This is a genomic window from Rahnella victoriana, assembly GCF_021276285.1.
GTDB lineage: Bacteria > Pseudomonadota > Gammaproteobacteria > Enterobacterales > Enterobacteriaceae > Rahnella > Rahnella victoriana.
The window spans coordinates 1,195,118-1,217,830 of the sequence record NZ_CP089919.1 but is presented as its reverse complement, the minus strand read 5'-3'; the positions used below and the strand labels follow the sequence as shown (position 1 = coordinate 1,217,830).

23 protein-coding genes are annotated in these 22,713 nt (G+C 54.4%); 4 read left to right on the top strand and 19 right to left on the bottom strand.

The window, feature by feature from the left end; genetic code table 11:
• Positions 1 to 394: 394 nt before the first annotated feature.
• Together J9880_RS05655 and J9880_RS05650 are read left to right on the top strand one after the other, a co-directional pair.
• Positions 395 to 1,762 carry an NCS2 family permease gene (locus tag J9880_RS05655; RefSeq protein ID WP_095924373.1) on the top strand — a complete coding sequence of 456 codons (1,368 nt, stop codon included), beginning with the start codon at positions 395 to 397 and terminating at the stop codon, positions 1,760 to 1,762.
• 314 nt (positions 1,763 to 2,076) lie between these two features.
• Positions 2,077 to 3,726, top strand: a complete 1,650-nt coding sequence (locus tag J9880_RS05650; RefSeq protein ID WP_095924374.1) for a Na+/H+ antiporter — start codon at positions 2,077 to 2,079, stop codon at positions 3,724 to 3,726.
• An 81-nt stretch (positions 3,727 to 3,807) separates the two neighbouring features.
• Here J9880_RS05650 and J9880_RS05645 read toward each other — a convergent pair whose 3' ends face one another.
• Entirely contained in the window at positions 3,808 to 4,686 is an 879-nt protein-coding gene (locus J9880_RS05645; RefSeq protein ID WP_232770198.1) for a LysR family transcriptional regulator, read from the bottom strand.
• A 143-nt stretch (positions 4,687 to 4,829) separates the two neighbouring features.
• Here J9880_RS05645 and J9880_RS05640 point away from each other — a divergent pair, with 143 nt between their 5' ends.
• Together J9880_RS05640 and J9880_RS05635 are read left to right on the top strand one after the other, a co-directional pair.
• Positions 4,830 to 5,252: a CidA/LrgA family protein gene (locus J9880_RS05640; RefSeq protein ID WP_232770197.1), complete on the top strand. Its 423-nt coding sequence runs from the start codon at positions 4,830 to 4,832 to the stop codon at positions 5,250 to 5,252.
• Entirely contained in the window at positions 5,245 to 5,934 is a 690-nt protein-coding gene (locus J9880_RS05635) for an LrgB family protein (RefSeq protein WP_095924376.1), read from the top strand. Before J9880_RS05640 ends, J9880_RS05635 begins: the two co-directional genes overlap by 8 nt.
• Before the next feature lie 265 nt (positions 5,935 to 6,199).
• Here J9880_RS05635 and J9880_RS05630 read toward each other — a convergent pair whose 3' ends face one another.
• The 18 genes from J9880_RS05630 to msrP form a co-directional block, all read right to left on the bottom strand.
• Complete coding sequence (locus tag J9880_RS05630; RefSeq protein WP_013577309.1) at positions 6,200 to 6,961, bottom strand: amino acid ABC transporter ATP-binding protein; 762 nt, start codon at positions 6,959 to 6,961, stop codon at positions 6,200 to 6,202.
• An 8-nt stretch (positions 6,962 to 6,969) separates the two neighbouring features.
• Positions 6,970 to 8,079 carry an amino acid ABC transporter permease gene (locus tag J9880_RS05625; RefSeq protein WP_408637219.1) on the bottom strand — a complete coding sequence of 370 codons (1,110 nt, stop codon included), beginning with the start codon at positions 8,077 to 8,079 and terminating at the stop codon, positions 6,970 to 6,972.
• Positions 8,080 to 8,088: 9 nt separating this feature from the next.
• Positions 8,089 to 9,267 carry an amino acid ABC transporter permease gene (locus J9880_RS05620; RefSeq protein ID WP_095924377.1) on the bottom strand — a complete coding sequence of 393 codons (1,179 nt, stop codon included), beginning with the start codon at positions 9,265 to 9,267 and terminating at the stop codon, positions 8,089 to 8,091.
• 184 nt (positions 9,268 to 9,451) lie between these two features.
• A complete protein-coding gene (locus J9880_RS05615) occupies positions 9,452 to 10,477 on the bottom strand; it encodes an amino acid ABC transporter substrate-binding protein (RefSeq protein ID WP_095924378.1) in 1,026 nt (341 codons plus the stop codon).
• A 407-nt stretch (positions 10,478 to 10,884) separates the two neighbouring features.
• Positions 10,885 to 11,070, bottom strand: coding sequence for a hypothetical protein (locus tag J9880_RS05610; protein ID WP_119823090.1), 186 nt, complete (start codon positions 11,068 to 11,070; stop codon positions 10,885 to 10,887).
• Between the two features lie 87 nt (positions 11,071 to 11,157).
• A complete protein-coding gene (lpxP, locus tag J9880_RS05605) occupies positions 11,158 to 12,078 on the bottom strand; it encodes a kdo(2)-lipid IV(A) palmitoleoyltransferase (protein WP_095924380.1) in 921 nt (306 codons plus the stop codon).
• A gap of 424 nt (positions 12,079 to 12,502) precedes the next feature.
• Positions 12,503 to 12,934 (bottom strand): DoxX family protein, encoded by a 432-nt coding sequence (locus J9880_RS05600; protein ID WP_408637229.1) that lies wholly within the window; start codon positions 12,932 to 12,934, stop codon positions 12,503 to 12,505.
• 197 nt (positions 12,935 to 13,131) lie between these two features.
• Positions 13,132 to 13,428 (bottom strand): DNA-binding transcriptional regulator Fis, encoded by a 297-nt coding sequence (gene fis / locus J9880_RS05595; RefSeq protein WP_004097144.1) that lies wholly within the window; start codon positions 13,426 to 13,428, stop codon positions 13,132 to 13,134.
• 21 nt (positions 13,429 to 13,449) lie between these two features.
• The gene (dusB, locus tag J9880_RS05590; protein ID WP_095924382.1) at positions 13,450 to 14,415 is read right to left on the bottom strand and encodes a tRNA dihydrouridine synthase DusB; all 966 of its coding nucleotides are present in this window, start codon (positions 14,413 to 14,415) and stop codon (positions 13,450 to 13,452) included.
• A 388-nt stretch (positions 14,416 to 14,803) separates the two neighbouring features.
• On the bottom strand, positions 14,804 to 15,556 hold the full coding sequence (locus tag J9880_RS05585; protein ID WP_095924383.1) for a carbonic anhydrase: 753 nt from the start codon (positions 15,554 to 15,556) through the stop codon (positions 14,804 to 14,806).
• A gap of 147 nt (positions 15,557 to 15,703) precedes the next feature.
• Positions 15,704 to 16,588, bottom strand: a complete 885-nt coding sequence (gene prmA, locus J9880_RS05580) for a 50S ribosomal protein L11 methyltransferase (protein WP_095924384.1) — start codon at positions 16,586 to 16,588, stop codon at positions 15,704 to 15,706.
• 43 nt (positions 16,589 to 16,631) lie between these two features.
• Entirely contained in the window at positions 16,632 to 18,077 is a 1,446-nt protein-coding gene (panF, locus tag J9880_RS05575; RefSeq protein WP_232770196.1) for a sodium/pantothenate symporter, read from the bottom strand.
• Positions 18,067 to 18,309: a YhdT family protein gene (locus J9880_RS05570; protein WP_119823095.1), complete on the bottom strand. Its 243-nt coding sequence runs from the start codon at positions 18,307 to 18,309 to the stop codon at positions 18,067 to 18,069. The genes panF and J9880_RS05570 overlap by 11 nt, the downstream gene beginning before the upstream one ends.
• Before the next feature lie 84 nt (positions 18,310 to 18,393).
• Positions 18,394 to 19,743, bottom strand: a complete 1,350-nt coding sequence (accC, locus tag J9880_RS05565; protein ID WP_095924386.1) for an acetyl-CoA carboxylase biotin carboxylase subunit — start codon at positions 19,741 to 19,743, stop codon at positions 18,394 to 18,396.
• Between the two features lie 11 nt (positions 19,744 to 19,754).
• Positions 19,755 to 20,216 (bottom strand): acetyl-CoA carboxylase biotin carboxyl carrier protein, encoded by a 462-nt coding sequence (accB, locus tag J9880_RS05560; RefSeq protein ID WP_095924387.1) that lies wholly within the window; start codon positions 20,214 to 20,216, stop codon positions 19,755 to 19,757.
• 32 nt (positions 20,217 to 20,248) lie between these two features.
• A complete protein-coding gene (gene aroQ / locus J9880_RS05555; protein WP_095924388.1) occupies positions 20,249 to 20,701 on the bottom strand; it encodes a type II 3-dehydroquinate dehydratase in 453 nt (150 codons plus the stop codon).
• A gap of 241 nt (positions 20,702 to 20,942) precedes the next feature.
• Entirely contained in the window at positions 20,943 to 21,545 is a 603-nt protein-coding gene (msrQ, locus tag J9880_RS05550; RefSeq protein WP_232770195.1) for a protein-methionine-sulfoxide reductase heme-binding subunit MsrQ, read from the bottom strand.
• Positions 21,546 to 21,563: 18 nt separating this feature from the next.
• On the bottom strand, positions 21,564 to 22,565 hold the full coding sequence (gene msrP / locus J9880_RS05545; RefSeq protein WP_195816570.1) for a protein-methionine-sulfoxide reductase catalytic subunit MsrP: 1,002 nt from the start codon (positions 22,563 to 22,565) through the stop codon (positions 21,564 to 21,566).
• Positions 22,566 to 22,713 lie beyond the last annotated feature (148 nt).

The window sequence follows — 22,713 nt, the reverse complement described above, 5'->3', positions numbered from 1 at the left end:
TATATTTCGACACGTTCATGGCGGACAGTTTTTTATGCAATGAACGTGTCGAAAAAATAAACCTTAATAAATCTCCTGTTATTTTTTCTTTCCTGTCTTTTTTGCCTTTTGCGTCTCACTTTTCTTCAACGGGTAAATTTCCACCACAACCGCGTTTTTATTGACCGGACAACGGTAAATTGTCGGCGAACGGAGTTGAAATGGGAGTACCAAAGGCCGGATAATCGTTTGCGTTAATTTTTGTCCCGCCACACGCGATGCGAGTTAAACGTTTGCCTTGCCGTTCTGACGCTGTTTTCGGCGATGTCAGGCGACAAATATGGAAGTGAACGTGCAGAAACGGTTTCATAATGACCACGCCGGCTAATCAGTAAAGACATTCAGAGGATTTTCCATGTCGAGTCAACAACCTCAGGCGGGCAGCGCAATTGCGCCAAAAGGCCCGCTTGATGCTTTTTTCAAAATCAGTGCGCGTGGCAGTAATGTCCGTCAGGAAGTGATCGCCGGTTTAACCACGTTTCTGGCGATGGTGTATTCGGTCATTGTGGTGCCCTCAATGCTCGGCAAAGCGGGCTTCTCGCCAACGGCGGTGTTTGTCGCGACCTGTCTGGTCGCCGGTTTTGGCTCCCTGCTGATGGGGCTGTGGGCGAATCTGCCTCTGGCGATCGGTTGCGCCATTTCTCTGACGGCCTTTACCGCGTTTAGTCTGGTACTCGGCCAGCATATCAGCGTGCCTGTCGCGCTCGGCGCGGTGTTCCTGATGGGGGTGTTGTTCACCATTATCTCGGTGACCGGTATCCGTTCGTGGATTTTGCGCAACCTGCCAGCAGGCGTTGCGCACGGTACCGGCATCGGTATCGGCCTGTTCCTGCTGCTGATTGCCGCCAACGGCGTCGGTCTGGTGGTGAAAAACCCGCTGGATGGCTTACCGGTAGCCCTCGGCGCCTTCACCTCTTTCCCGGTAGTGATGACGTTGCTCGGTCTGGCCGTGATTTTTGGTCTGGAGAAACTGCGCGTGCCGGGCGGCATTCTGCTGGTGATTATCGCCATTTCCATTATCGGTCTGATTTTCGATCCGACAGTGAAATATCAGGGTTTATTCGCGATGCCTTCTCTGGCGGGCGCGGACGGTAAATCCGTGATTTTCGATCTCGACATCATGGGCGCGCTGAAAGCCGCCGTATTGCCAAGCGTGCTGGCACTGGTGATGACTGCGGTCTTTGATGCCACCGGTACCATCCGTGCGGTCGCCGGGCAGGCGAACTTACTGGATGAGAACGGCCAGATCATCAGCGGCGGTAAAGCCCTGACCGCTGACTCCGTGAGCAGCATTTTCGCGTCTCTGGTCGGTGCATCGCCCGCTGCGGTGTACATCGAGTCCGCCGCCGGTACAGCGGCGGGCGGCAAAACCGGCCTGACCGCAACCGTGGTCGGCGTGCTGTTCCTGCTGATGCTGTTCCTGTCTCCGCTGTCGTATCTGGTTCCGGCTTACGCGACCGCACCTGCGCTGATGTACGTCGGCCTGCTGATGCTCAGCAACGTCACCAAACTGGATTTCAGCGATTTCGTGGATGCGATGTCAGGGTTACTGTGCGCGGTATTTATCGTGCTGACCTGTAATATCGTCACCGGTATCATGCTCGGTTTCAGCGCGCTGGTGATTGGCCGCATCTTCTCCGGCGAATGGCGCAAACTCAACCTCGGAACGGTGATTATCGCCGTCGCGCTGGTGGTGTTTTATGCGGGCGGATGGGCGATCTGATGCCAACTGCCTTTCTCCCTCCCCTGCGAAGGGGAGGGTTGGGGTGGGGTATTAATGACGAATCAGCAGGTTGAAGTGTGCTTTGGCATGAGTTTTGTCATTAAAACCCCCTCCCGCCTCCCCTTCGCAGGGGGAGGAGCACGAAAAAGCCTTCATTCCGGCTCCTGAGACGGGTAAGGAGCAAACCCTCTCTGATGTAACCGCACGCACTGATTTAAATCACATCCCCTTTTGATCTACTATTCCTTAGTTCGCTCCGGACTCACTCACCTGCGTCTGGCTGAAATTCATAAAAACAAGAGTCTAAGGAAAGCATGGAAATCTTCTTTACCATTCTGATTTTGATTCTGGTGGTGTCGCTCTCCGGTGTCGTCACCAGAATGTTGCCGTTTCAGGTTCCTCTTCCATTAATGCAGATTGCTGTCGGGGCCTTGCTGGCCTGGCCGAATTTTGGTTTGCATGTGGATTTCGATCCTGAGCTGTTTCTCGTCCTCTTTATTCCGCCGTTGCTGTTTGCAGATGGCTGGAAAACCCCGACCCGTGAATTCCTCCACCACGGGCGCGAAATTCTCGGGCTGGCGCTGGTGCTGGTGTTACTCACCGTCGTCGGCATCGGCTATCTGATTTATATGATGGTGCCGGATATCCCGCTGGTGGCGGCGTTCGCGCTGGCGGCGGTGCTTTCACCGACCGATGCCGTGGCACTGGGCGGCATTGTCGGCAAGGGCCGCATTCCGAAGTCGATCATGGGCGTGCTGGAAGGTGAGGCGCTGATGAACGATGCGTCCGGCCTGGTCTCCCTGAAGTTTGCTATCGCCGTGGCGATGGGCACGATGATCTTCACCGTCGGCGGTGCCACGGTGGAATTCCTCAAAGTGGCGATCGGCGGTCTGATGGCCGGTGTGGCGGTGACGTGGCTGTACAGTAAATCGCTGCGCATCATGAGCCGCTGGAGCGGTGATGATCCGGCGACGCAAATCGTCTTCCTGTTGCTGTTGCCGTTCGCGTCGTACCTGATTGCCGAACACATCGGCGTGTCGGGCATTCTGGCTGCGGTGGCTGCCGGTATGACCATCAGCCAGTCCGGTATTATCCGTAATGCGCCGCTGGCGATGCGCCTGCGCGCGAACAGCGTCTGGGCGATGCTCGAGTTTGTGTTCAACGGCATGGTGTTCATCATGCTGGGTCTGCAACTGCCGGGCATCCTTGAGAACTCAATTGATCAGGCAACGCATGATCCGTCCATCGTCACCTGGCATCTGTTTGCCGACGTCGGGATTATCTATTTTGCGCTGCTGATCCTGCGGTTTGTCTGGCTGTGGGTGATGAAGAATTTCAGCAACCGTTTCCTGAAAAAGAAACCGCTGCTGTTTGGCAGCTACAGTACGCGTGAGCTGTGGGTGGCGTCTTTTGCCGGTGTACGCGGGGCGATTACCCTGGCCGGTGTGCTGTCCATTCCGCTGTTCCTCGCTGACGGTTCGGCGTTCCCGTCGCGTTATCAGCTGGTATTTCTGGCGACCGGCGTCATTCTGTTCTCCCTGATTGCCGGGGTGATTGCCTTGCCGTTCCTGCTCCGGGGCGTGGTGGTGGCCGATGGCACAACCTATCGTGAAGAAGAGCGCATGGCGAAATCGATCGCGGCGGAAGTGGCGATTGAAAGCCTGCACAAGATGGAAGAGCGTCTGGCGGCGGATACGGAAGAAAACATCGATGAACAGACGCTGAAGGAAATCAGTTCGCGGGTGATCGGCACACTGCGGCGACGCACGGCCAATCGCGATGATATGGAAACCGCGCTGAAGCTGGAAAACCTCGAGCGTCGCTTCCGTCTGACCGCACTGCGCGCCGAGCGGGGTGAGCTGTATCACCTGCGCGCCACGCAGAAAATCAGTAACGAGACCCTGCAAAAACTGCTGCATGATCTCGATTTACTCGAAGCGCTTCTGGTAGAAAAAGAGGTGTAGCGTCTGTCAGAAATAAAAAAACCGCGTGCGCTGCAAGGTTCACGCGGTTTTTTATTGCCTGCTATTTCCCGTTGCTTCCCGCTATTTCCAGTAATCCCTGCACAGGGTGATCCACGCCTGTGCGCTGTGTGAAAGATAACTGCCCTGATGCCAGATAAGGCCCAGTTGCCACGGCATCAGCGGATCCAGCGGCAGCCACATCAGCGCGTTTTTATCCAGCCGCTGACAGACAGGTTCCGGCAAAATCGCCACGCCCATGCCGGTCTGCACCATCGCCGCTAAGAAGTCCCACTGTCCGCTGCGGGCCGCAATTTTCGGAGTGAAACCATGTGACGCAAAGGCATCCATCAGCTGACGGTAAAGGGCAAAATCCTCGTTATAAATCAGGATGCTTTCTTCCGCCAGTTCACTGATCGCCATACGGGTACGGTTCAGCCAGTGCGGTGTACGTGGCACCACGACGCACAGCGGATGACTGAACAGCAGCAACGACGCGATGGAAGGCACGGCATCGGCGGGCAGGGCGGTGAGCGCCAGATCCAGCTCGCCGGAAATCACCGCCTGTTGCACGGTCAGCCCGCCAAACTCAGAAATTATCAGCTCAATACCGGGATACTTCTGGCGGAAACTGCCGATCAGCGGCGCAATTTGTGTCCCGACCATCGGCGGAATACCCAGCCGCAAATGGCCGGATTTCAGCGAGTTGATGTCTTCCAGTTCCGCTTCCAGCTGACGGAATTCCTCGAGGATATTCAGCCCGCGCTGATACAGCGCCTGACCGCTGTCGGTCAGCCGTAAACGCCGTCCTTCGCGGATGATCAGCGTGCATTCCAGCTCGTCTTCCAGATGGCGCAGCATTTTGCTGATCGTCGGCTGGGTGACGAACAGTTTTTCCGCCGCGCGGGTAAAGCTCTGCTGGCGAACCACTTCGACAAAATAACGTAAGGTACGGACGTCCATGGGCTGAGGTATCCCGGTCAGATCGGCGGGTGACAAAGTATTCCAAACTGGAATCATTCTTATGATTTTAATTCATTTCTTTACCGGTTTCCTGCCAGCGTATACTTCATTTTCACTCTTTTTCCTCTTTCGAGGTCGTTCCCATGTTGTTGGCGTTGCGCACTAAAGCGCCGTCCCTGCTGACCCGCTGTCAGATCCCCGTTCAGGTGGTGCTGTACGCGGTGTTATTCGTGATTGCCGATCGTCTGGTCACCGTATTGCATCTGCCTTTACCCGCGAATATCGTCGGGATGCTAATGCTTTTATTACTGATCATGTTCCGCATTTTGCCGGTGAAATGGGTGAAAGCCGGTTCCCGCTGGCTGCTGGCGGAAATGCTGTTGTTCTTCGTTCCGGCGGTCGTGGCGGTGGTGAATTATGCCCAGTTGCTGATGATTGAGGGCTGGAAAATCTTTCTGGTGATCGGTGTCAGCACCTTGCTGACCCTCGGCGCGACGGCGGTGGTGGTCGATAAGGTATACCGTCTGGAACAGCGTCTGGCGGCGAGGAAGGCGAGCCGTGACTGATTTGCTTATCAGCGTGTTGTGTTTTGTGATCACGCTCGGGCTGTATTACGCCAACAAAAAACTCTACCGCCAGAAACGCACACTGCTGCTGATGCCGCTGGTATTTACCCCCATCGTGCTGGTGATTTTGCTGGTGGTGACGCACACCTCGTATCAGGATTACATCGGGGAAACGCACTGGCTGTTATGGCTGCTCGGGCCGTCGACCATCGCGTTTGCGGTGCCGGTTTACGAGAATATGGCGGTGATCCGTCGTCACTGGATGTCGCTGAGTGCAGGCGTGCTGACGGCCATTGTCGTTGCCGTCAGCAGTTCCGTCTGGCTGGCGCGGCTGCTGACCTTGCCGGAAGAAATCCAGCGCAGTCTGGCGGTGCGTTCCATCACCACGCCGTTCGCACTGGCGGCGGCGAAGCAAATGGGCGGCCAGCCGGATCTGGTGGCGCTGTTTGTGGTGATCACTGGCGTTTTCGGCATGGCGGTCGGCGATATGCTGTTTCTGCGTCTGGCGGTGAAAAGCGGTCTGGCGAAAGGTGCCGGATTCGGTGCCGCGTCGCACGGTGCGGGTACGGCGAGAGCCTATGAGCTGGGCGCGGAAGAAGGCGTGGTGTCGAGTCTGGTGATGATGCTGGCGGGTGTGGTCACTGTGGTGATCGCGCCGATGATCGGGGTAGTGATGTGGTGATGATTAAGGCTCCCTCTCCTGCGAAGGGGAGGAGTAAGACGAAAATCAGTTCGGGTTTTATTGCAGCGGAGTGCGAAACACGATTAGCTCCCTCCCCTGCGAAGGGGAGGGCTGGGGTGGGGTATTAAGGTCAAAAACTACATTCAAACTGTGCTTTAACTTATTGTTTTGTATTTAAAACCCCCTCCCAGCCTCCCCCTTCGCAGGGGGAGGAGCAAAAGCCAAACCTTTAATGGTTCCCCTTTTGTGAAGGGGAGGAGCAAGCTCAATGAATCACCTGTGACAAGAACTCCCGCGTCCTGGCGGATTTCGGATTGGCAAAGAATTCCAGCGGCGGCGCCTGCTCGACGATTTCCCCGCGATCCATAAAGATCACCCGGTCGGCGACGGTTCTCGCAAAGCCCATTTCATGCGTTACACACAACATGGTCATGCCTTCTTCCGCCAGCGTGATCATGGTGTCCAGCACCTCTTTCACCATTTCCGGATCCAACGCAGAAGTCGGTTCGTCGAACAGCATGATTTTCGGCTTCATACACAGCGAGCGGGCGATCGCCACACGCTGTTGCTGACCCCCGGAAAGCTGTCCGGGGAATTTATGCGCATGTTCGGCGATACGGACGCGTTTCAGATAATGCATCGCCAGTTCTTCTGCCTCTTTCTTCGGCATCTTGCGCACCCAGCACGGGGCCAGGGTGCAGTTCTGCAACACGGTCAGATGCGGGAACAGATTGAAGTGCTGGAACACCATGCCGACTTCAGTTCGCACGCGTTCGATGTTACGCAGATCGTCGTTCAGTTCGGTGCCGTCCACCACGATGCGCCCTTGCTGGTGCTCTTCAAGATGGTTGATGCAACGAATGGTCGTTGATTTCCCTGAGCCGGAAGGGCCGCACAGCACGATGCGCTCGCGCGGTTTGACGCTCAGATTAATGTCTTTCAATACGTGGAATTGTCCGTACCACTTATTCACGTTTTCCAGCGTGATCATCATATTTTGGTTTTCTGTGACTTGATGGTCGCTCATGGTTTACCTCAGTGTGCGGAACGTCCGGTGTGAAAGCGTCTTTCCAGATGCTGGCTATAACGCGACATGCTAAAACAGAAAATCCAGTAGACGGCGGCGGCGAAGACGTAGCCTTCGGTCGACATACCGAGCCATTCAGGATCGACGGTGGCTTGCTGGACGCTGCTGAACAGGTCGAACAGGCCGATGATGATCACCAGACTGGTGTCCTTGAACAGCGCGATGATGGTGTTCACCAGCCCCGGTATCACCATTTTCAGCGCCTGCGGCAGAATGACTAATCCCTGCGTTTTCCAGTAACCGAGTGCCAGTGATTCGGCGGCTTCGGTCTGGCCTTTCGGCAGCGCCTGTAATCCGCCGCGCACCACTTCCGCGACATACGCTGACTGGAACAGCACCACCCCCACCAGCGCACGCACCAGTTTGTCGATACTTGTCCCTTCGGTCATGAACAGCGGCAGCATCACCGACGACATGAACAGCACGGTGATCAACGGCACGCCGCGCCAGAACTCGATGAAAATCACCGAGAGAATGCGCACGACAGGCAGACGTGAACGACGTGCCAGCGCCAGCATAATGCCCAGCGGTAACGCACCTGCGATGCCGACCGCAGCGATAATCAGGGTCAGCGTCAGGCCGCCCCACTGGCGGGTTTCGACACGGCTCAGACCGAAGAATCCACCGTACAACATGAACCAGGTGAAAATCGGGAAGAGCACCATCCAGCAGGCGATATAACGTCCGCGGTGTGGCGTGGCTTTAAAGAAGATCGGCGCAAGAGTCAGCAGGCCGACAATCAGCGTGACGTTGATGCGCCAGCGTTGATCGAACGGATACAACCCGTACATGAACTGGCCGAAACGTGCGTGGATAAACACCCAGCAGGCCCCGGCTTTGGTGCAGTCAGTGCGTGCGGTGCCTACCCAGTTGGCCTGAAAAATCACCCAGTTCAGCAGCGGAGGAATAATCAGCCACATCAGCCATACACAGAACAGCGTCAGCAGGCTGTTAAACCAGCTCGAGAACAGATTTTTACGCGCCCACAGCACGGCGGTACCCAGTGGCGTGCCGGGCTTCACGGCTCTGACTCCCGGAGGAAGTGTTGTCATTGTCATGGGGCCCCCTTAACGCTCGACCAGCGCAATACGCCGGTTGTAAATGTTCATCAGGAACGAAATGCCCAGGCTGATGATCAGGTAAACCGACATGGTGATGGCAATGGTTTCAATCGCCTGACCGGTCTGATTCAGCACCGTACCGGCGAACAGCGAAACCATATCCGGATAACCAATTGCGGCAGCCAGAGAGGAGTTTTTAACGATATTGAGATACTGACTGGTCAGCGGCGGAATGATCACCCGCATCGCCTGCGGCAAAATCACCTGACGCAGCGTGACCGGATTCGGCAAGCCTAACGAACGGGCGGCTTCATGCTGACCGTGCGAAACAGACTGAATACCGGAGCGGATCACTTCGGCGATAAACGTCGAGGTATACACCGATAACGCCAGCGTTAACGCCGCCAGTTCCGGGATCAGCACCATGCCGCCACGGAAGTTAAATCCACGCAATGCCGGTACATCCCAGTGCAGCGCAGGCCCGAAGAACAGATGCGCTATGGCCGGAAAGACCACCAGCATGGCAATCGCCCACGGCCAGATATGCCAGACGCGTCCGGTGTGGATCTGACGGAAATGGTTGTAGCGTTGCAGTGCGATGATGCCAAAAATCGCCAGCAGAACGGCGATAAATCCCGCCAGACTGCCCGGTGACAGTTCCGGCGACGGCAGATACAGACCACGGTTACTGACGAACGCCAGATCAAACGCATTCAGGCTCTGACGCGGTCCCGGCAGGTTGCGCAGTACGGCGAAGTACCAGAAAAAGATTTGCAGCAGCGGAGGAATATTACGGAACGTCTCGATATACACCGTCGAGACTTTACGGATCAGCCAGTTATCGGAGAGACGTCCTAAGCCGATAATGAAACCGAGAATGGAGGCAAAAACGATACACAGCGCGGAAACCAGCAGTGTATTCAGCAAACCGATAACAAATACGCGGGCGTAAGTGTCACCTTCCTGGTAGTCGATAAGATGCTGAACAATGCCGAAACCGGCACCTTTCTCAAGAAACGCAAATCCCGAGGTGATCCCTCGTGTAGTCAGATTGGTAATGGTGTTGTGGAGCAGGTAACCCAGACAGGCTACCAGCAACACCACCGCGACAATTTGGTAAATCCAGGCGCGTACCGCTGGGTTGGTCAGCGAGAACGAAGCCTTTACGGTTGGGCGTTGCGACATAGTAATGACCTCGAAATCCCCGTCGTACTTGACGCCGCAGCTGCGTTGGCTGCACGTGCTCACCCGAATCACTTACCTGAGTAAGCTCATCGGGATTCACTTGTTTGCCGCCTTGCTGCAACGCCAATTACTTTGGGGATTTTGTATGCAATTTCTTAAACAAATCTTATTTTAAAAAACTGGATCAACGGACGGGTGGTGCGTACTGGATCCCGCCTTTATTCCACAATGCGTTCTGACCCCGTTTGATTTTCAATTCGCTGCCCTGACCGACGTTACGTTCGAAGCTTTCGCCGTAGTTGCCGACTTGTTTAACGATTTTAACCACCCAGTCGTTAGGCACTTTCAGGTCAGCACCGTAGGTACCGGTTTTGCCCAGCAGGTTGCTCATATCCGGTGTGGTCGGGCTGGCGGCCAGCTGATCGACGTTGGCAGAGGTCACGCCCATTTCTTCGGCGTTCAGCATGGCGAACAGTGACCAGCGGACGATCGCCAGCCAGTCTTCATCACCACGGCGAACCACCGGACCCAGAGGCTCTTTAGAGATCACTTCTGGCAGTACGATGAATTCGTTTGGTTTGCCCAGTTTGATACGCAGGGCATACAGCTGAGACTGGTCAGACGCCAGCGTATCGCAACGGCCTGAGTCCAGGGCTTTGGCACTTTCGTCTGAACGGTCGAAGGTCACCGGGGTGTAAGTCATTTTGTTGGCTTTGAAGTAGTCAGCGACGTTCAGCTCGGTATCCGTACCGGCCTGCAGACAGACGGTGGCGCCATCAAGTTCTTTGGCGCTTTTCAGGCCCGCTTTCTGGTGAGTCAGGAAGCCGATACCGTCGTAGTAGTTTACGCCGGCGAAAATCATCCCCATGCCTGCGTCGCGGGAAGAGGTCCAGGTGGTGTTACGGGACAGGATATCCACTTCGCCAGACTGCAGCGCGGTGAAACGCTCTTTCGCCGTCAGCGGGGTGTATTTCACTTTTTCAGAATCACCAAACACGGCTGCTGCCACCGCGCGGCAGACGTCAACGTCGATACCGGTGAATTTGCCTTTGGAGTCAGCGTAAGAGAAGCCCGGCAGGCCGTCGCTGATACCGCATTGAACAAATCCTTTCTTTTTAACTGCATCCAGAGTGGTACCTGCATGAGCCTGACCAGCCAGTGTCACGAAGCTTGCTGCGGCAATCAGCGTTGAGAGCAATATTTTTTTCATAAAGCGTCCTGTGAGACAAAACTGAAAATTATTATTGTATGAGTGCCGGAGCACCCTGTCTGTTTATGGGGCAACGCCCTCTGCACCTGTCTTTGCAAAGGGAGTGCCAACATCGAAAACGCCCCGTCAATCAAGTCACGTAGAGGAATTGCACAGTAACATTGACGGGGCTTATAAAATTTATTGCCCCGTTTCAGTGCGCGGTCAATGTGGCTGCTTTAAAAGAGTGCGGAATATTTCAATATTGGAGTGCAGATCGCGCAGTTTGCAGCGAAGTGAAATGTACGGTCATATTTGGAAAAAAAATGAGGCGAAACGATGAGTAAATCTCTCAGACCGGCGGGTCTGAGAGAGATATCGGTATGACGGGATCGGGAACAGGGACGTTATCAGTGCAGCGGGGCGACTTATTTGGTCTGGTCTTTACTGCCCTGGATCAGTTTGCGGGCGGCAGCAATCTGGTCGTTGTCCGGCGCTTTCGGTTTGGCTTTATTGAGTGCCGTGCTGAGGCCGGAACGGCCCCAAAGGTCAAAGCCGTCATCTTCTTTCAGATGATCAAAGATGGAAGGGGTCGCATCGGTTTTTTTAGCCATGAGGATTACCGGTCTCTTAGTGGAGGTTATGAAAAGAAAAAGCCCGACGCGGTGGCATCGGGCTGGGTGTTTTATCACATCGGGCGCTTATCGATAAAGCGAAGGCGCACCCGCCGGGCGGGTTTTAAAGCGGCGGTGCAGCCAGAGGTACTGATCCGGCGCGCGCATGATCTCTTTTTCGATCACGCGGTTCATGTAGGCCGCTGCGGCCATTTCGTCATCGATAGGGTAATCCTGCAATTGCGGCTGAATGACCAGCTCGTAACCTTTACCGCAGGCTTTACGCACCAGCACCACGGTCACCAGCGCCGGTTTTGCCAGGCGGGCCAGCATGAACGTGCCGCTGGTGGTGGCGGCCTGATCAACGGCAAACAGCGGCGCAAAGACGCTGCCGCGCGGGCCGTAATCCTGATCCGGTGCAAACCAGACGGCTTCGCCCTTTTTCAGCGCGTGAACCATGCCGCGTAAATCTTTGCGATCCAGCATCGCTTTGTTGGAACGCATACGGCCCCAGGTCTGCACGAATTCCATCGCTTTATTGTTGTGCGGACGGTACATCGCCATCATCGGCTGGCACAGACCCATCGCGCGGCCTCCCAGTTCGAGAGACATAAAGTGCACGCCAATCACCAGCACGCCTTTGTTGTTTTCCTGCGCCTTTTTCAGGTTGTGCAGGCCGCTGACATCAAACCAGCGTTTTACCCGGGCGTCCGACCAGAACCAGGCCATGCCGGTTTCCAGCAGACCCATACCGAGGGATTCAAAGTTGCTGATAATACGGGCTTCAACCTGATCGGCGCTCAGATCCGGGAAGCACAGTTGCAGGTTGCGACGTGTAATAGACACGCGGCGTTTCAGAAAACGCATCGACGTGCGGCCGAGCCAGTTCCCCAGACGGTATAACACCGGATAAGGAAGCTGAACCAGCAGGAACAAGACGCCAAGGCCAAACCAGGTCAGCCAGTAACGTGGATGTAAAAATGATGCGCGAAAACGAGGAGAGGTCATAAAAGCCTAATCATCTGCATTTAAAAAAAACCGGGGTAACGCGTCAGGAGTTGGCTCAGTCGCGATACGGATTGTCTGTCAAAGAGTGGGACAACAGGGGTGTGTAAACGTTTTCGGTAACACACAAATTGACTCACTTTTACCTTATCGAGACACAATTAAAAGGCGGGATCGCGAAGCTGAAGGGCTGTCCGTAGGCGTTGAGCGAGGCGAATACGACTCTTGTCACAAGTATAACATGCAGCGTGATCGAACCGCAGAGGGTAATTGTCCGATAAACGCACTATTTACTGTTTATTTACGTGTGGGTTTGCACAAAAAAACGAAAAGGTTACGGAAAGAAGGGATTAGCTTTTGGAACCCGAAACCTCCCCAGTATGATATTTCAGCATGCTCCTTTCGCAAAGCATGCTGAACAGGCATATCAGCGGTAGAGCGGGTTGCTCATCACGGAATAGCGGCCACTGCCATACAGCGCAATCACGACGGCTGCCATAAAGTAGTAGATGATATCTTCAATCGCCCACGCCCCGACCGGAGACAGCGCGAAGGTATGATGAATACCCACCATCAGCCAGGCGACGATCATGGTCGCGGCCGCCGAAAGTGCCGCGAGACGGGTGAAAATGCCCAGCATCATCATAACCGGGGCGATGACTTCGCCGATAATCACGCCATAAGCGACAAACGCCGGAATGCCATAACCTGCCAGCATGCCCTGAATACCGCCCAGCCCGTCATGCAGTTTATGCCAGCCATGAAAAATCAGCAGGCCGTAGGTGAGCCGCAGCAGCAAAATGGCCAGATCCGGTTTGTTCAGCGCCGCGGTAAAACGGAGATAAAGTTGCTTCATCAGTGTGACTCCAGGAGACGTATTATTGTCTCTATAAGGTAATTCTTAATCACTGAATGCGGCGGATAATTATTCTCATTTGGGTTGATCTGCGTTAGGTTTTGCGCAAATTTTCGGCTAAAGGTTTGCGGGTAAAGCAGAAAACAAAAAGGCGCTCCCCTTGCGGAAAAGCGCCTTTTTAAGACATCGACTGATTAGTATCAGTTCATGCCGTATTTTTTCAATTTCTTACGCAGCGTACCGCGGTTGATACCCATCATCAGGGCCGCACGAGTCTGGTTGCCACGGGTGTACTGCATCACCATGTCTAACAGTGGCTGTTCAACTTCAGCCAATACCAACTCATACAGGTCATTCACGTCCTGACCATTCAATTGAGCAAAATAGCCCTTAAGTGCTTGTTTTACCGAGTCACGCAGGGGTTTTTGGGTTACCTGATCCTGAGAATTAACGGTAGAAACGGTCAGTACGTCAGAATTCACGCGTTGTTCGAACATAGTTCTGTCAGCTCTTTTTTGTTACGCAAGATTTTCGAAATATGCTTCCAACGCCTCCAGCTGTTCGCTGGCATCCTCTATGGCGTTGAAGGAGCGCCGAAACTGGTCATTTGGGGCATGCTCCTGGAGATACCAGGAAACGTGCTTACGGGCGATACGGAATCCCTTGCCTTGACCGTAAAAGTCGTGCAATTCCCGTACGTGCCCTAGTAACAAGCGCTGAACCTCACCCATAGGAGGTGGAGGTAACAGCTCCCCTGTGTCCAGATAATGCTGGATTTCCCGGAAGATCCAGGGTCTCCCCTGAGCGGCACGTCCTATCATCAGAGCATCAGCTCCGGTGTAGTCGAGCACCGCCCTGGCTTTATGCGGGTCAGTTATGTCGCCATTCGCGATAATCGGAATGGAAACACTCTGCTTAACTGTCCGAATACTGTCGTACTCTGCTTCTCCATTGAAGAGGCAGGCACGGGTTCGGCCATGAATCGTCAGGGCCTGAATTCCACAGTCTTCAGCCAGTTGGGCAATTTGTACACAGTTACGGTGTTCCGGTGCCCATCCAGTACGAATTTTCAACGTGACTGGCACATCTACCGCATTCACAACGGTAGTCAGGATTTGTTTCACCAAATCCGGATACTGCAATAATGCAGAACCTGCCAGTTTGCGGTTCACTTTCTTGGCCGGGCAGCCCATATTGATATCAATGATTTGCGCACCGCTTTCCACGTTAATTCGTGCAGCAGCCGCCATATCGTCGGGGTCACAACCGGCAATTTGCACGGCGCGGATCCCCGGTTCATCGTTATGTACCATGCGCAAACGTGACTTATCCGTCCGCCACACCTCCGGATTGGAGGAGAGCATTTCAGATACTGCCATTCCAGCCCCCATCGCATGACATAAGGCACGAAATGGTCGGTCTGTGATACCGGCCATCGGGGCCGCAATCAGGCAATTTGTAAGCTGGTGGTGTCCGATGCGCATGAACTAGGAATGACCATACTGATGTCCGCAAGGGCGCGTATATTACGCATTTTCGCCACGATATGAAAGGCCAAACTTTGAGCAATTCATGAAGAAAAACCCTTGCCAGGGGTGAAATACAGCGGGATTTGTTTTTTTATCGAGGTTTTACATTGAGTTATGTGATGGCGGTCAAATTGTGCGCTTCAGCAAATTCCTAATATCTCTCTGAAACATCCTGTTATATCAGTTGATTCTAAGGGTAGATTTGTCGTTTTAAGCAGCAACAACCACAAAAATCCGTGATGCGGATCTCTTTTTGTTCAAAAAGTGACTCATTTTCAGAAAGCTTAACAAGCGGCAGAAAGAAGCGCAGAAAGGGTATCTGCGCCTCTTCCCTCAGAGCAGATTATTCGGCGACAACCACGCGACCGTGCAGACCCTGTACAGGGCGGTTATTCGCATGATGCATCGCGTGCCGGAATTTCTCCAGTTGCGCTTCAGACAGCATCTGAGGCTGTTTAACGACCAGCCAGCGAACGCCTTCCGTGCAGGGAGGCGTGGTCAGCGAACCGCTGAAACGGTAATGGGTCAGATCTTTTGGCAGCAGGCCATCAAGACTGACTTGTTGTTTCAGTGCGACAGGCTCGCCCGCCTTTTCCGGCATCTGCTGCCAGATTTTTTCCAGTTCAGCATTGGCCTTGCCGGTTTCAAACATCACGGCAATCACCGCAATTTCACCGTCCGCATTCATATGAACAAAGTGCGCTTCCATCGGGAAGGATTTCCCGTTGAGGGTATTTTCGCTCGGGGAATGGAAGTGGAATTGCTGAAGGACGAATTTTTCGCCGTCGAGGGTGACGAAATCTCCCTCCCGGACGTTCACCTGCACGCTGTGGCCGTTATTGATGACGCTGACCGGCGGCAGCTGATAGCTGAGGTTCAGCGGGCGAGGGTGCACTTCCAGTGCATCTTTGATATCGATAGGTGACTGCGCTTTGCCTTGCTCACACAGATGGAAGTCGGGGCTGAGTTTCGACCAGTTTTGCGGGGCAGCCTCGCCATCATAGGACCAGTGTGGCGCTTCATTTGCGAAGACGGGCAGGGCGGTCACTGACAGCGTGAGGGCGGCCAGCGCGGCAGAGAGAAGTGTTCCTTTCACGAGATATCCCTTTCATTTAATGAGTAATAAAACCTCGTGAAGTGTAAGGGTTTTGTGCGGCAGGAGAAATATGAGAAAAGGCCGGAATTGGACTTTAGGGGAAAACCCGCTCTTTCTGCACAAGCAGAAAAAGCGGGAGACGATAAATCAGGCTTTTTTAACCCCGGTAATGCGGCACCATTCTTCTTTCTCGGCCACCGCATCCAGTTCAAATTTATCGTTGTAGGCATCCGCCACGCTTTGCGCCTGGCTGGCCAGTACGCCGGAAAGCCCCAGATGGCCGCCCGCGACCGGCAATACGCTGATAAGCGGTGCCAGCTCACGCAGAGGACCGGCCAGAATGTTAGCGACGACCACGTCGGCTGACAGGTTCTCAGGCTGATCTTTCGGCAGATACAGCGACAGACGCTCTGAAACGCCATTACGCTCTGCGTTATCACGGCTGGCCTGAATCGCCTGCGGATCGATGTCGATCCCGACCACGTGTTTTGCGCCGAGCTTCAGGGCCGCGATCGCCAGAATGCCGGATCCACAACCGAAGTCGATCACCGTTTTATCGGTCAGATCCAGACTGTCGAGCCATTGCAGGCACATCGCGGTGGTCGGATGGGTGCCGGTACCAAACGCCAGACCCGGATCCAGCATCACGTTCACCGCATCCGGATCCGGCACATCGCGCCAGCTCGGGCAAATCCACAGACGTTCGCCAAAACGCATCGGGTGGAAGTTATCCATCCATTCGCGTTCCCAGTCTTTGTCTTCGAGTTGCTCAATTTTGTGCACAAACCCTTTACCCAGCAGCGGTTCGTTTTCCAGCATGGCGACCACTTCGGCCATGTCGGTTTCTGCATCGTAAAGGCCGATAGCATCGGTATCGCCCCACAGCAGGGTTTCGCCCGGCAGGGGTTCGAAGACCGGATTATCGTGTGTGTCCTGGAAAGTCACGGACACGGCGCCACTTTCGATAAGCGCGTCGCTCAGCGTTTCCGCGTCGTTACCGGTGGTATTAATTTTCAGTTGGATCCAAGGCATAGCCATTCTCTTCTTAACAATCTGTAAAATCAGTGCCGCCCGGTCAGGACGGCTTGAATGCGGTTTCGCGTGGCGGTTTGCCAAAGGTATTGCCGACATAAAACGCCAGCAGACTCAGCAACAGCGACGGCACAATCGGGTGCAGACCGGCAATATGCAGGTCGATACTGGCGAGCAGGGTATAACAAACCGCGCCAACAATCATTGAGCTGAGCGCGCCCGTGGCATTGGCCCGTTCCCAGTACAAACCGAGCACCAGCGGCCACAGGAACACCGCTTCCAGCCCGCCGAAGGCCAGCAGGTTAAGCCAGATAATCATTTCCGGCGGACGCCATGCGGCCAGCAGCACCAGTAAACCCAGCACAAAGGTTGCCCAGCTTGAGAAGCGTTTTAACTTGCGCTCGTTGGTCAGCTGTTCCGGTTTCACGCCGAGGTATAAGTCTTTAACGATAGTCGCAGATGACTGCAAAAGCTGTGCATTGATGGTCGACATAATGGCGGCCATCGGCGCGGCAAGGAAGATACCGGCGGCGTAAGGCGGCAGCACGGTGATCATCAGGGTTGGGATCACCTGATCGGGGATTTTCAGATCAGGCAATATCGCACGTCCCAGCGCGCCTGCCAGATGCATACCGAACATCAGCACCGCGACCACCAGCGTGCCGAGCACAATGCCGCGATGTACTGCCTTGCTGTCTTTGTAGGAGATACAGCGCACGGCGGTATGCGGCAGGCCAATCACGCCAAAGCAAACCAATACCCAGAAAGATGCCATAAACGGCAGCGAAAGGACGTCACCTCCGCCATGCGCGGACACCAGTTTAGGGTCGATTTGCTGCAGTTTATCCACTGCGCTGTGCAGGCCACCGGCGGCGTGGATCACCGCTACCAGCAGCAAAATGGTGCCGAGCAACATCACCAGCCCCTGCATGGCATCATTGAGCACGCTGGCGCGGAAACCGCCGAATGCGGTATACAGCGCGATACTGATGCCGAAAATCAGCAGACCGGTGTCGTAAGGAATCCCCGCGGCGGTTTCCAGCAGGCGTGCGCCACCGATGAACTGTACGGTCATCGCCCCCAGAAACGCCACCAGCAGGCTCAGGCTGGCCAGCCAGACCAGCAGACGGCTCTGATAGCGGGCAAACAGCATGTCATTCAACGTGACCGCGTTGTAGCGGCGCGCCAGAATGGCGAATTTTTTACCCAGTACGCCCAGCGACAGCCAGACAGCAGGCAGCTGGATCATCGCCAGTAATACCCAGCCCAGCCCAAATTTGTACGCTGCGCCGGGGCCGCCAATAAACGAGCTGGCGCTGATATAGGTAGCGGTCAGGGTCATGGCCAGCACGAAACCGCCCATCGACCGGTTACCGAGGAAATATTCGGTCAGGAAGTTGCCCTGTTCGCGGCGGGTATAGGCATAAACCGACAGCCCGAACACCAGCAGCAGATAGGCGATCAGCGGTAATAAGACTTCAGTCTGCATCACTGTCCTCCAGCGGAATTTCGCGGTAAATCACGCGAACCATCAGCCAGCTTAAAAGAACGAATATCAGCGGAACCAGCAGGCAGGCCATTTCAAACCAGTGCGGCAGGCCGGTGATGCCCTGTTTGTCGTCAGGAATATAAGCCGCACAGCCCCAGGCCAGCAGATAGGCGATTGTCAGCCCAAATGCCCAGCGGGCCTCGCGGTTAGCCTGTAAGAAACGTGTATCCAACGCCATTTACTTGTCTCCCCTCTGAACGTAAAAAAGGCCGGAATATCCGGCCTTGATAAGAGAGTACGCAACGGTACGGTCTTTTTATTTTTCCTGCAAACCGAGTTTTTTCTCGAGATAGTGGATGTTAGTGCCACCGTGCTCGAAGTTCTCGTCGTTCATAATGCGCATTTGCAGGTCAATGTTGGTTTTGATGCCGTCGATGATCAGTTCTGCCAGCGCATTTTTCATGCGGGCGATGGCCACTTCACGGGTTTCACCGTAAGTGATCAGTTTACCGATCATGGAATCGTAGTACGGAGGCACGGTGTAGCCTGCGTAAATGTGCGATTCCCAACGAACACCGAAGCCGCCAGGTGCGTGGAAGCGGGTGATTTTGCCCGGGCTTGGCAGGAAGGTGTTTGGGTCTTCCGCGTTAATACGGCATTCCACCGCATGGCCTTTGACTTTCACTTCGCTTTGTTTGATCGACAGAGGCTGGCCGGACGCAATGCGCAGCTGTTCTTTGATCAAATCCACACCAGTGATCATCTCGGTAACCGGATGCTCAACCTGGATACGGGTGTTCATTTCGATGAAGAAGAACTCACCGTTTTCATACAGGAACTCGAACGTCCCTGCACCACGGTAGCCGATATCCACACAGGCTTTGGCGCAACGTTCGCCGATGAAACGACGAAGTTCTTCCGTAATGCCCGGTGCCGGCGCTTCTTCCACGACTTTCTGGTGACGGCGCTGCATGGAGCAGTCACGTTCTGCCAGATAAACCGCGTTGCCCTGACCATCGGCCAGTACCTGAATTTCCACGTGACGTGGGTTTTCGAGGTATTTTTCCATATAAACCATGTCGTTGTTGAAGGCCGCTTTGGCTTCAGCACGGGTCATGTTGATGGACTGCTCGAGATCTTTGTCGCTGCGCACCACACGCATACCACGACCACCGCCGCCGCCAGAGGCTTTGATGATGACCGGATAACCGATGCGTTTTGCGAAGCCACGGTTTTGATCCATGTCGTCGCCCAGCGGGCCGTCAGAGCCAGGTACGCAAGGTACGCCAGCCGCTTTCATCGCGTGGATCGCAGAAACTTTATCGCCCATCAGACGGATAGTTTCCGCTTTCGGGCCGATGAAGATAAAACCAGAACGCTCAACCTGCTCTGCAAAATCCGCATTCTCGGACAGGAAACCGTAGCCAGGGTGGATAGCCACCGCGCCAGTGATTTCCGCCGCAGCGATAATGGCAGGGATGTTCAGATAGCTTTTTACTGAAGGTGCAGGGCCGATACAGACGGTTTCGTCTGCCAGCAGCACGTGTTTCAGGTCACGGTCAGCGGTGGAGTGCACAGCAACGGTTTTGATGCCCATTTCTTTACAGGCACGCAAAATACGCAGGGCAATCTCGCCGCGGTTCGCGATAACAATTTTATCTACCATGGTACGCCTCGTTATTCGATGACGACCAGCGGCTCGTCGAATTCAACCGGTTGGCCGCTTTCTACCAGAATTGCTTTAACAACACCGGATTTGTCTGCTTCGATTTGGTTCATCATTTTCATCGCTTCAACGATACACAGGGTATCGCCGGCGTTCACTTTCTGACCCACTTCGATGAAGGCTTTTGCGTCCGGGCTTGGCGTACGGTAGAAGGTCCCTACCATCGGTGAACGGACGATATGACCGCTGATGGCAGCCGGTGCAGCTTCTGCGGGTGCAGCCGCTGGCGCAACCGCAGCAGCCAGACCTGGCTGTTGGACAGGCATAGCGTAAGCCTGTTGCATCATAGGATAAGCCTGCGCAGGTGCAGCACGGCTGATACGAACTGACTCTTCACCTTCAGAAATTTCCAGTTCAGAAATACCTGATTCTTCAACCAGTTCGATCAGTTTTTTGATTTTACGAATATCCATGGGTGTGATTCCGTACTCTTTTTGCGTAGAAATTAGTGGGTTTTTGACAAGCGGTTAACCGCTGCCTGTAATGCAAAGTGGTAGCCATCTGCGCCAAGTCCGCAAATAACGCCCACTGCGATGTCGGAAAGATAAGAATGGTGCCGGAACGCTTCGCGGGCATGTACATTCGACAGATGGATCTCGATAAACGGAATCGATACCCCCAGTAATGCATCGCGCAGCGCCACGCTGGTATGGGTAAAGGCCGCGGGATTGATCAGAATAAAATCGACGTTTCCGCGTGCCTGATGAATACGTTCAATCAGGACATGTTCTGCGTTGGATTGCAGATGGCTCAGTGCCACACCGGCAGCGGCAGCCTGAACTTCCAAACCTTTAACAATATCGTTGAGCGTGGTGTGTCCGTACGTTTCAGGCTCACGGGTCCCTAACAAATTCAGGTTAGGACCGTTCAGTAGCAAAATGTCAAACTTATGCGCCATTGTGAGCCTATCTCCGGCAATTAGACAAAGATTGTAGAAAATACCCTGATGTCACCGATTTGTCACCTATTTCGCGGCAAATCGACCCGTCTCTTCGGCATGAGGTCGGGCATTATAATGATATCGTGGCAATTCGCAGCTAAATACTGGTCTTATCAGCGAAGATAATCAACCCTCGGCCGGTGAATGCGCGCGCAATTGGCACTATTCTGAGAGGCAACGCCCGCCTGTTTCCCCCGGTTTATCGCAGCCACTGGCGGAATTTTTTATAGCGAAAGGCCAGCAGGATCACGGCAAGTGTTGCGTAGATGATCGGTTGCGGTGACAACACTTTGACCGACCAAAGGTAGTGGATCGGCGCCAGTATGGCGATCAGATAGATGAGATTATGTAACTTTTGCCAGCCAGCGCCCATTTTCCGCTGCGCCCACAATGTCGAGGTGCAGGCCAGCGCCAGCAGCAGGATCCAGCAAATAATGCCGAGCGTCAGATACGGGCGGGAAATCAGTTCACTGCCCAGCAGGCGAAGGTTGCTGATACCCAGTTCGAGGAACGAATAGCTGAGAAGATGCAGCGTTCCCCACGCAAAACACCATAAACCCAGCAGACGGCGGGTGCGGATCAGCAGCGGTTGTTTGCCATAGCGCGCAACCGGCGTCACCAGCAGCGTGACCAGCAGGAATTTCAGCGTCATCCGGCCGGTAAAATGCTGAATATCTTTTGCCGGATCGGCGCTGAACCAGCCCTGATCGACGGAAAGTATCAGCCATATGAAGGGCAGAATGGCGGCAAGGTAAATGATCACCTTCAGCCAGGTAATGTTGGCAGGGCTTAAACGACGCATAGCTGAGCGGCCTCTTCCTTAATAGAACTTACGTAAATCCATACCGTGATACAGCGAGGCCACCTGTTCCGCGTAGCCGTTGAACAGCAGTGTCGGCTGGCGTTGCACATCCAGCAAACCGCCGGAACCAATAAAGCGTTCCGTGGCCTGTGACCAGCGCGGGTGATCGACGTGCGGATTCACATTGGCGTAAAACCCGTATTCGTTGGCGGCAATCTGGTTCCAGGTGGTCGGCGGCTCATCATGGGTGAATTTAATGTTCACGATCGACTTGATGCCTTTGAAACCGTATTTCCACGGGATCGTCAGACGAATGGGCGCGCCGTTTTGCGGCGGCAGTGCTTTGCCATAAACACCGACCGTCAGCATCGCCAGCGGGTTCATCGCTTCATCTATACGCAGCCCTTCGACATAGGGATAATCCAGCCCGCCGCCGATAAACCGGTCTTTTTGCCCCGGCATATGTTCAGGGTCATATAAGGTGGTAAACGCCACGTATCGCGCATTACTGGTCGGTTCGGCCAGTTTCAGGATTTCACTGAGCTGGAATCCGACCCACGGCACCACCATTGACCAGGCTTCAACGCATCGCATGCGGTAGATCCGCTGCTCGAGCGGGAAACGCTTCATGATGTCGTCCATATCCAGCGTCATCGGTTTAGCGACTTCGCCTTCTATTTTTAACTTCCACGGAGACGTCACCAGTTGCCCGGCGTTCGCAGCGGGATCGGCTTTATCCAGCCCGAATTCATAGAAATTGTTATAGCCGGAGACTTTGTCTTCCGGCGTCAGCGGCAGATCATTTTGATAAGCGGGGGGTTTGGTGAAATCCAGGGGTTTACCGGCGGGCGCAGGGGCGCGGTCGTGGCCTTTAAACCAGGAAAGCAGATCCGCCTGCGCGTTTTGCGGCAGGGCGAGTGCGGCGGCGCTGATCCCCAGCGCCTGCAACACTTTGCGCCGGTCATGGAAAAGACTTTCGGGAGTGACATCGGCTTCGGTCAGTTTGCGGGGGTTGAACATAGCATTCTCCGGCATTCTCATTTTATGGTTCATTATTATGGTTATAGACAGAGCATGGCGTGAAACTGACCGCTTTGCGAGACGTAGTCTTAAAATACCGCGTTTTGTGGCAGAGAAGGGCGGCCGCGTTTATCGTTTGTATAAGAAT

Coding starts and splice junctions, on each gene's coding strand:
- J9880_RS05650 (WP_095924374.1), top strand. CDS start 2,077: ATGGAAATCTTCTTTACCATTCTGATTTTGATTCTGGTGGTGTCGCTC.
- lpxP (WP_095924380.1), bottom strand. CDS start 12,078: ATGACCTCTCCTCGTTTTCGCGCATCATTTTTACATCCACGTTACTGG.
- J9880_RS05615 (WP_095924378.1), bottom strand. CDS start 10,477: ATGAAAAAAATATTGCTCTCAACGCTGATTGCCGCAGCAAGCTTCGTG.
- fis (WP_004097144.1), bottom strand. CDS start 13,428: ATGTTCGAACAACGCGTGAATTCTGACGTACTGACCGTTTCTACCGTT.
- accC (WP_095924386.1), bottom strand. CDS start 19,743: ATGGTAGATAAAATTGTTATCGCGAACCGCGGCGAGATTGCCCTGCGT.
- accB (WP_095924387.1), bottom strand. CDS start 20,216: ATGGATATTCGTAAAATCAAAAAACTGATCGAACTGGTTGAAGAATCA.
- msrP (WP_195816570.1), bottom strand. CDS start 22,565: ATGTTCAACCCCCGCAAACTGACCGAAGCCGATGTCACTCCCGAAAGT.
- J9880_RS05655 (WP_095924373.1), top strand. CDS start 395: ATGTCGAGTCAACAACCTCAGGCGGGCAGCGCAATTGCGCCAAAAGGC.
- J9880_RS05630 (WP_013577309.1), bottom strand. CDS start 6,961: ATGAGCGACCATCAAGTCACAGAAAACCAAAATATGATGATCACGCTG.
- aroQ (WP_095924388.1), bottom strand. CDS start 20,701: ATGGCGCATAAGTTTGACATTTTGCTACTGAACGGTCCTAACCTGAAT.
- dusB (WP_095924382.1), bottom strand. CDS start 14,415: ATGCGCATCGGACACCACCAGCTTACAAATTGCCTGATTGCGGCCCCG.
- panF (WP_232770196.1), bottom strand. CDS start 18,077: ATGCAGACTGAAGTCTTATTACCGCTGATCGCCTATCTGCTGCTGGTG.
- msrQ (WP_232770195.1), bottom strand. CDS start 21,545: ATGCGTCGTTTAAGCCCTGCCAACATTACCTGGCTGAAGGTGATCATT.
- J9880_RS05610 (WP_119823090.1), bottom strand. CDS start 11,070: ATGGCTAAAAAAACCGATGCGACCCCTTCCATCTTTGATCATCTGAAA.
- J9880_RS05645 (WP_232770198.1), bottom strand. CDS start 4,686: ATGGACGTCCGTACCTTACGTTATTTTGTCGAAGTGGTTCGCCAGCAG.
- J9880_RS05625 (WP_408637219.1), bottom strand. CDS start 8,079: ATGACAATGACAACACTTCCTCCGGGAGTCAGAGCCGTGAAGCCCGGC.
- prmA (WP_095924384.1), bottom strand. CDS start 16,588: ATGCCTTGGATCCAACTGAAAATTAATACCACCGGTAACGACGCGGAA.
- J9880_RS05640 (WP_232770197.1), top strand. CDS start 4,830: ATGTTGTTGGCGTTGCGCACTAAAGCGCCGTCCCTGCTGACCCGCTGT.
- J9880_RS05620 (WP_095924377.1), bottom strand. CDS start 9,267: ATGTCGCAACGCCCAACCGTAAAGGCTTCGTTCTCGCTGACCAACCCA.